The organism is Afifella sp. IM 167 (assembly GCF_020144925.1).
GTDB lineage: Bacteria > Pseudomonadota > Alphaproteobacteria > Rhizobiales > Afifellaceae > Afifella.
Genome location: NZ_NSLC01000009.1, coordinates 205,238 through 211,577, shown reverse-complemented (window position 1 = coordinate 211,577; position 6,340 = coordinate 205,238). Strand labels below are relative to the sequence as shown.

Sequence of the window (6,340 nt, the reverse complement as noted above, 5' to 3'; positions counted from 1 at the left end):
CCACCGCCTTCGCGGTCGCCGCCGCCGCGATAGCCGCCGCCACCGCCGCCACCGCGATAGCCGCCTTCATCGCGCTCTCCCCCGCCGAAGGGGGGAGGCGTCACATCCGCGCCATACTCGCCGCCGAACTCTCTAGCACCGCCACGCCGCGGACGGCGCGTGCGATCCCTCTCGGGGCGTTCACCAAACTCGTCGTCGTCGTGATCGCCGCGACCGCCATTTTCCGTCATTTCATCAGGTCCCTTGGAATACAAAAACCGCCGGCTGGCAGCCACCAGCCGACGCGGGCAAGCGCGCGGTCTTTACTTGGAGTAACATGGAAAGCCGGGATCGGTCCGCTGGCCCTCAACCATCCTTAAGGGGACGCCTCATGCAGACCCCCTCAGACAATCTATGCGCAGAACCGACAAATCCGCAAGAGGTGAATCGTCGATGGTCTTGGCGATGCCAGAAAAGCCAAGCTATTTGAGGACCTCGACCTTGACGCGGGCAGTGCCCCTTCCTCGAAAACCGAGCTTCTGCGCGGCGGCCCGGGTGACGTCGATGATACGGCCCCGCACGAAGGGGCCGCGGTCGTTGATCCGCACGACGGCGGCACGTCCATTGTGCAGGTTGGTGACCCTGACCTTGGTCCCGAAGGGTAGCGAGCGGTGCGCCGCCGTCATGGCGTTGGGATTGCACCTTTCTCCGGAGGCGGTGCGCGATGTGAGCGCATACCAGGAGGCGTGGCCTGTCTGAGCTCCGGCGGAGCCGGGTTGAACGAGGGTGGCGCTGACCACGGCAAGCATTGCCGCGGCGAAGAGCTTCGCCGTGTGCTGCATTTTCAGATTTTCCCCTTTGCCGTCGTTGGCAGGTCGGCCTTTCCTGCCCAAAGACGGCGAAGGGTTGGCAGCAAATGGGGCATTTTCGGGAAATGCCCGCTGCAATGCGGCGATGTCTTGGCAGCGCGTCATATGGATCAACGCGCCACATCGGAAAACGGCCACCCCGAAGGATGGCCGTTACTTTCACAAAACTATGATCAACTGCAAGGGAACCCTTCAGCGGCAGAGCTGGCGAGGTCCGTTATAGGGCTGGAAGGTGCCGCTGTCCGGATCGAAGGAGCGATACTTGGATTCGCAGTAGAGGTACCATTCCGGCGTCCAGGGCTGCGGACCGCCGACGGACCCGCCATAGACGACCAGAGGATCACCGGAAGCGCGATAAACCGGCTGCGGCGCCGCGTAGACAGGGGGCGGAGCGACGTAGACCGGGCGCGGCGCGTAGTAGGCGCGAGGCGGCGGCGCATAGTAAACCCGCGGCGGCGGGGCGTAATAGGCACGCGGCGGCGGGGCGGCATAGGCCGGCGCCGGGGCGAGCGCCGAGCCGAGGATGGCGCCGGCGGCAAGGCCGACGACACCGGCGGCCAGAGCCGCTCCGCCATCGCCTCCGCGATGGTGATGGCCGTAATAGCCGCGGTGGCGCCAATGGTCTGCGGAGGCCGTGCTCGGCAGGGAGGTCGCCACGACCGCCATCGCGAGCGTGGCTGCAATGGCCTTCGGTGTTGCTGAGGAAAAAAGGGACATGGCTGACTTCCTGGGCTTTCGCCGGGATCCGGCGTCTTCGGGAAGAAGAACTAGCGATGATAGGCTGAATGGCGGCTGAACGAAGGCGGCCTGCAGACCGGGGCGCTCCCCTCGCCTCCTCCCCTTCAGCGGACCGCATCCGGCACGCCCCTCGCCCGGTGCGTGCTTGACGGCGATCAAGGCACATGCTTCGCCGACTTCCATCAATGGGAAGGGAACGGCGCCGTACCTCCATCGGTGAGAGAAACGGCCCGAAGAGGAAGCGCGACGATGGCGAAGCGGATCTTACTGCCGATCGATCTCGATCATGTGGCGAGTTGGGAGAAGTCGGTCGACATGGCGATCGACCTCGCGCGCCATTTCGGGGCGGAACTCGTCGTCCTCAGCGTCTTTCCGGAGATGGAAGCCGATTTCGAGCAGTTTCCGCAGCACCACGTTCCGGCGGTGGAGGCTTTCCGGCGGCGGCGCATCCCGCCCGATATCCAAAGCCGCGCCGTTCACCGGCTCGGCACGGTCGCTCGCGGCATCCGCGCGGCCATCCTGCAGGAGGCGATCGACCTTGTGGTGATGGCCTCGCACAATCCCAGTCTCGGAGACTATGTGATGGGCTCCAACGCGGCCAATGTGGTGCTGCACAGCCCCTGCTCGGTGCTGGTCGTGCGCTGAAGCCGCGTTTGGTGCGCCAATACAGAAAAGCCGCCGGCGATGCCGGCGGCTTTTCCGATTCTTGAGGCAGGCCGAAGCCCGCCCGCGTCAGGCCATCTGCAGATTGACTGCCTGCGGGCCGCGGCCACGCGGGTCCGGCTGCAGCTCGAACGTGACGCGGTCGCCCTCGGCAAGAGCCGACAGGCCCGAGCGCTCAACGGCGGAGATATGCACGAAGACGTCCTTGCTCCCGTCTTCGGGCGCGATGAAACCGAAGCCGCGAGTGGCGTCGAAAAACTTGACCGTTCCGGTCTGGCTCATGGGATATGTCCTTTCCCGTGTCGTCGGATTCAGGCCGGGCATATGCACGGTCCTTCGAAGCAGTCGGGAAAGACGTTCTGGCCACCTGCGGCGCCTTTTTTGGGGCGCTCTGCGGCCGACTTAACCGGTCGTCGGTGGCGCGCCATCCAACCATCGAAACGCGCCACATGAAACGTATGACGCCAAAGTGCGGAGATAACAAGACGGGCGGCGAAATGCCCTGCGCGGCGGGCGCGGCTCCGATGGGGCGAAACGGGCCCCGTCAGCGCCGGCGACCGCCCGGCTGGACGATGCCGAGCCTTGCCCGCAGCACAGGTGGCACGTCGTATTCGCGCAGCAGGCGCTCCGTGCCCGGCAGGCCGAGTACATCGCGCTGCACGATCAGCGCCCAGAGCGCCTCGGCCGCCCTGTCAAGCGCGGCCTGTCGGATGGCGTCGTCGCTTCCCTCGCCGACCTCGGCGAGACGGCGCCATTCCTGGAGCGCTTCCTCGAAGCGCCGGACCATGCGCGAAAGCGCCCCGGCCTTCTCCTCCAGCATTTCGTGATGGAGGGCGTCGAGCGGGGATTCGATCCTCTTCGGGGCGAGAATGCGCGGCGGACGGACGACCATTCGCCAGAGCTAGGACGGGCAGGCCGGAGAGGCAAGCGGGACCCGCAAGATCAACTGCGCGTCAACGCGCCTTCCAGCCGGCGGGGCCGGGCCTAGCTTTCCCTGCGTCCGACGACGGGAGGAACCCATGCCCAAACGCCCTGAGATCTCGCAGGAGATGATCCGGCTCTACGACGAATACACCCACCTCACCTACGACCGCCGCGACTTCATGCGCCGGCTGACGGCGCTGGCGGGCTCGGCCTCCGCCGCCGCGGCGATCGCGCCGCTGATCGCCGCCGACAGAGCGGGCGCGGCGATGGTGGCGCCGGACGATGAAAGGGTGAAAGCGGAGCGCATCACCTTCGAAGGCGCGGACGGAACCGAAATGTCCGGCTACCTCGCGCTGCCGCGCGGCGGCGGCGCGCGCACGCCAACCGTCATGGTGATCCACGAAAATCGCGGCCTCAACGCCCATATCGAGGATGTCGCTCGGCGCACGGCGCTTGCCGGCTTCGTGGCGCTCGCCCCCGATTTCCTTTCGCCTGCGGGCGGCACGCCGCCGGACGAGGACAAGGCACGACAGATGATCGGCGAACTCGATGCGGCGGCGACCGTCGCCAACGCCGTCGCGACGGTCGACTATCTGAAGGAGCGGCCGGACGGGAACGGCCGCGTCGGCGCGATCGGCTTCTGCTGGGGCGGCGGCCTCGTCAACCAGGTAGCGATCCATGCCGGCGAAGACCTTTCGGCCGGCGTCGCCTTCTACGGCCGCACGCCCGATTCGTCCGAAGTCGGAAAGATCCGGGCGGCGCTGCTGCTGCACTATGCCGGCCTCGACGAGCGCATCAACGCCGGTCTGCCCGCCTATGAGGAAGCGTTGGAGAAGGCAGGCGTGGCCCACGAGATCCATGTCTATGACGGCGTCAACCACGCCTTCCACAACGACACGTCGGCCGCCCGCTACGACGAGAAGGCGGCCCGACTCGCCTGGGAGCGGACGATCGCGTTCCTGAAGGAGAAGCTCGCCGGCTGAGGGCTCAGGAGCGAGGCGCGGCCTTCAGAGCTTTCGGATCGATCTTCATCTGAGGCCGGATGCCCGGGGGTGCGGGCGGCGGCGGCTCGCCCGGGCCGCCAGCGGTCGGCGGCGGCTTCTGCTCGCTGGCGCGCAGCGGACCGCACTCCGTGTCGTGGAAATGCCAGAGCTCCTCGCCCCATTCTGCCACCTCGCCATACTGGATCGAGCGGTGGCAGCCATGGGCAAGGAGAAGCGGCACGGCCTCTGCCGGGACCGGAGAGAGCGCCTGGACCGCCGCGGCGCCACAAGGCCCCGTCAGAAATCCGAGGCAGGCCGCGCCGGCGAGAACCCAAATGCTTCGCATCGCCCTACCCTTCTTTCGCGGCGCCAGACTAGCAAGCGCCCGGAAAGGCGGTGGAGCGAGAAGATGCCGCACGGATGCCGGAGCGGCGGTGAGGGAACAAAAAACGGGCGGCGCTGGCGCCGCCCGTTTTTTGTTCCCTCACCGTTTCCCGAATTGGCGAAGGGCCTGCTCGCGCCTGAGGTGCGGCCTATTCGCAGACCTCGACCGGGCCGACCCTCACGCAGTTGCGCCGGCGGGGCGGCGGCGGGCCATCCCGGCGGGGCGGCCCGCCCCGGAAGTCGCGCCCATCGCGCCGCCCGTCCCGGCGAAACCCGGGAGGGGGGCCGTCGCGACGCCGTTCCTCGGCCACCACGGGGCGGCAATTCGGCCCCCGATGGTAGTGCCGGGCGCGGCCGCCGAATTCCGGCACGAAACCGCTGCGGACATCGGCATGGCAGCCATGGGCGAGAATGAGAGGCGGCGCGGCGATCCCGGCCGGAGGCGGGGCAGAAGCCGCGGAGGCGGCTGTTGCGGTCGCAAGTGTGAGACCGATGCTCAAGAGGCCAAACTTCAAAGTAGCCGTCACACGCCTCATCCGGGTTTCCTTTCAGGTGGTTTTATCTCGCAAACGCCCAACAAGGCCGGAGCGTTGCATGGGTTCCTCCGGCCTTGTCGCCGGGGATTACTTTTTTTCGGTGGGGCGCATGACGCCGTTTGCGTCGCGCTTGAGGGGACTTTCCTGCATCGGCAGCGGAGAGCCGGGCATTTCGTCGATCGAAACGCCGTACTGCCAGTCCGAAGGCGCGATCGCCACGTAGCGCGCATAGCCGCCTGTGCCGCCGAGCGGCTTGGCAAAGCCGATCGCGACGAGCGCGCCCGCTTCGGGCACCTTGTCGAGATTGGCGACGCCCTCGGCCTGGGCGAAATGGTTGTGCATCAGCCAGTACTCGCCCTCCAGCGTCGGCGTCGTATCGGTGTCGAGCGGCTCGTGGCCGTGGAAGAGGATGTGGCGCTCGTTGTGCAGGAACTTCAGCGCGGCCAGCGAGACGCCCGGAAATTTTGGCGCGCCGAAGGCCTCGATGTCGTCCCACTTCTTCGACCAGTCGGAGCGCACCATGACGACGGAGCCTTCCGGGATGGTGCCGTGCTCGGCCTCCCAGTCCTCGATGTCGGCGACCTGCAGGTGGTAGCCCTCGTCCTGCTTCACCTGCTCGACGATGGAGATCACCACCAGCGGACGCACGGCGTAGGTCGCGGGAATGTCGGAGATGGTCGCGCCCATCGGCTCCCAATGCGCCGGCGGATCGAGCTGCGTGCCGTACTGGTCGGTCGGGATGTCGTAGGCGGTGGCGACGAAGCCGTGCTTCTCGTAGGTGAATTCCTCGCCCTTCTTGACGTAGCCCTCGATGTCCTTGCCGGCCACGGCGGGCTTGAAGGTGGCGTTGCCGAAGCCCGGCCAGACCGCCTGCTGCGGCTCGAAGGCATGGGTGAGGTCGATGTACTTCGCCGATTTGAAGAGGTCGTTATAGGCCTTCCACAGATCGGACGGCTCCTCGGCGCGGGCGGCTTGCGGCAGAGCCGACAGGGCGGCGAAGGCGAGGGCCGCGGCAAGGCGCGGGACGGCGAGACGATGGTTCATGCGGTTCTCCTCCTGCGACCCTTCGACGGGCCGGCTCGTGGGTGAAGCTTAGCGCCATCGCGTCGCACCGCGCCACAGGGGCGGATCGAGGAATTTTCCGGTGAAAGCGCGGTCGAAGACCGCCTGTCGTTGTGCCCAAGGCCGCGCTCTGGATGCATGCCATCGCCGCTTCGGCCCGCTCTGGCGCCCGCGGAACGGATCGCCGGATCAGGTCCGGAGA

The 6,340-nt window shown here is 67.2% G+C and carries 9 protein-coding genes; 3 read left to right on the top strand and 6 right to left on the bottom strand.

What is annotated here, in order from left to right:
* On the top strand, positions 1–359 hold a 359-nt coding region (locus tag CLD20_RS16870), incomplete at its 5' end, for a hypothetical protein (RefSeq protein WP_224407828.1).
* A 102-nt stretch (positions 360–461) separates the two neighbouring features.
* Here CLD20_RS16870 and CLD20_RS16865 read toward each other — a convergent pair.
* Positions 462–821 (bottom strand): septal ring lytic transglycosylase RlpA family protein, encoded by a 360-nt coding sequence (locus CLD20_RS16865; RefSeq protein WP_224407827.1) that lies wholly within the window; start codon positions 819–821, stop codon positions 462–464.
* A gap of 219 nt (positions 822–1,040) precedes the next feature.
* The gene (locus CLD20_RS16860) at positions 1,041–1,565 is read right to left on the bottom strand and encodes a BA14K family protein (RefSeq protein ID WP_224407826.1); all 525 of its coding nucleotides are present in this window, start codon (positions 1,563–1,565) and stop codon (positions 1,041–1,043) included.
* Positions 1,566–1,835: 270 nt separating this feature from the next.
* Here CLD20_RS16860 and CLD20_RS16855 point away from each other — a divergent pair, with 270 nt between their 5' ends.
* Complete coding sequence (locus CLD20_RS16855; RefSeq protein WP_224407825.1) at positions 1,836–2,231, top strand: universal stress protein; 396 nt, start codon at positions 1,836–1,838, stop codon at positions 2,229–2,231.
* A gap of 87 nt (positions 2,232–2,318) precedes the next feature.
* Here CLD20_RS16855 and CLD20_RS16850 read toward each other — a convergent pair whose 3' ends face one another.
* Both CLD20_RS16850 and CLD20_RS16845 read right to left on the bottom strand, forming a co-directional pair.
* Complete coding sequence (locus CLD20_RS16850) at positions 2,319–2,531, bottom strand: cold-shock protein (protein WP_224407824.1); 213 nt, start codon at positions 2,529–2,531, stop codon at positions 2,319–2,321.
* A gap of 262 nt (positions 2,532–2,793) precedes the next feature.
* Positions 2,794–3,141 (bottom strand): DUF6665 family protein, encoded by a 348-nt coding sequence (locus CLD20_RS16845; protein ID WP_224407823.1) that lies wholly within the window; start codon positions 3,139–3,141, stop codon positions 2,794–2,796.
* A 127-nt stretch (positions 3,142–3,268) separates the two neighbouring features.
* On the opposite strand from CLD20_RS16845, the gene CLD20_RS16840 reads away from it, so the two are divergent.
* Positions 3,269–4,156: a dienelactone hydrolase family protein gene (locus CLD20_RS16840; protein ID WP_224407822.1), complete on the top strand. Its 888-nt coding sequence runs from the start codon at positions 3,269–3,271 to the stop codon at positions 4,154–4,156.
* 4 nt (positions 4,157–4,160) lie between these two features.
* On the opposite strand, the gene CLD20_RS16835 is transcribed toward CLD20_RS16840, so the two are convergent.
* Together CLD20_RS16835 and CLD20_RS16830 are read right to left on the bottom strand one after the other, a co-directional pair.
* Positions 4,161–4,502 carry a hypothetical protein gene (locus CLD20_RS16835; protein ID WP_224407821.1) on the bottom strand — a complete coding sequence of 114 codons (342 nt, stop codon included), beginning with the start codon at positions 4,500–4,502 and terminating at the stop codon, positions 4,161–4,163.
* Positions 4,503–5,163: 661 nt separating this feature from the next.
* Complete coding sequence (locus CLD20_RS16830) at positions 5,164–6,120, bottom strand: cyclase family protein (protein ID WP_224407820.1); 957 nt, start codon at positions 6,118–6,120, stop codon at positions 5,164–5,166.
* Positions 6,121–6,340 lie beyond the last annotated feature (220 nt).

What these genes read in the sequence shown, in the direction of transcription:
- CLD20_RS16865 (WP_224407827.1), bottom strand. Translation starts at nt 821, where the DNA reads ATGCAGCACACGGCGAAGCTCTTCGCCGCGGCAATGCTTGCCGTGGTC.
- CLD20_RS16860 (WP_224407826.1), bottom strand. Translation starts at nt 1,565, where the DNA reads ATGTCCCTTTTTTCCTCAGCAACACCGAAGGCCATTGCAGCCACGCTC.
- CLD20_RS16855 (WP_224407825.1), top strand. Translation starts at nt 1,836, where the DNA reads ATGGCGAAGCGGATCTTACTGCCGATCGATCTCGATCATGTGGCGAGT.
- CLD20_RS16850 (WP_224407824.1), bottom strand. Translation starts at nt 2,531, where the DNA reads ATGAGCCAGACCGGAACGGTCAAGTTTTTCGACGCCACTCGCGGCTTC.
- CLD20_RS16845 (WP_224407823.1), bottom strand. Translation starts at nt 3,141, where the DNA reads ATGGTCGTCCGTCCGCCGCGCATTCTCGCCCCGAAGAGGATCGAATCC.
- CLD20_RS16840 (WP_224407822.1), top strand. Translation starts at nt 3,269, where the DNA reads ATGCCCAAACGCCCTGAGATCTCGCAGGAGATGATCCGGCTCTACGAC.
- CLD20_RS16835 (WP_224407821.1), bottom strand. Translation starts at nt 4,502, where the DNA reads ATGCGAAGCATTTGGGTTCTCGCCGGCGCGGCCTGCCTCGGATTTCTG.
- CLD20_RS16830 (WP_224407820.1), bottom strand. Translation starts at nt 6,120, where the DNA reads ATGAACCATCGTCTCGCCGTCCCGCGCCTTGCCGCGGCCCTCGCCTTC.